The sequence below is a fragment of the Photorhabdus kayaii genome (assembly GCF_025384895.1).
GTDB lineage: Bacteria > Pseudomonadota > Gammaproteobacteria > Enterobacterales > Enterobacteriaceae > Photorhabdus > Photorhabdus kayaii.
The window spans coordinates 1-675 of sequence record NZ_JAJAFZ010000217.1 but is presented as its reverse complement, the minus strand read 5'-3'; the positions used below and the strand labels follow the sequence as shown (position 1 = coordinate 675).

The following is a 675-nucleotide window of genomic DNA, read 5'->3' as shown; positions in this document are numbered from 1 at the left end:
ACGTTTCATGGTCGAATTTAACCCGTCCATCTGACCGCGCTTTTTCATTTGATTTATAGGGAATTATCACTTTTATTCCCTGACTTTTTAACCGGTTACGTAATGCGTGGCTGGCATAACCTTTATCAGCAATCACCGCTTTTGAACGACGTTTCATAAAACCGTTTTTACGCTGAATACCCAGACCATCCAGCAGGCGCACTGCATATTGACTTTCATGACATTGACCTGCACTGAGTACCACATTCAGTGGATAGCCTTTTCCATCGACCGCCAGATGGATTTTGGTGCCATAACCACCCTGAGAGCGACCCAGGCCATGATCTTCGGTGACATCGGGATGTTTTTTTTGGCGCCCGCCGCACAATGTGCCGCACGAATGTTACTGCCATCCAGAGATATAGCTGACCAATCAACTAAACCTTGTTCATCCAGTATTGACAATAACTTATTGAAAATGAGGTTAATGAGCCCCGATTTTGCCCACCGATTAAAGCGATTATAGACGGTTTTCCAGGAACCATAACGTTCGGGTAAATCCCGCCAGGGGGCACCGGAACAGAGTATCCAAAACATGCCGTTGATAACCCGGCGGTGTTCAACATAAGGATGTCCCGGCCGTTGAGAATGTTCGAGGGGCAATAAGGGGAGCAGTAACTCCCATGCTTCATCAGG

Annotated in this window: 1 pseudogene; it reads right to left on the bottom strand. The window is 47.1% G+C overall.

Going from position 1 to position 675, the window contains the following annotated elements:
* Positions 1-675 (bottom strand): annotated as a pseudogene (locus LGZ98_RS23990) (IS5 family transposase); the annotation flags it as partial.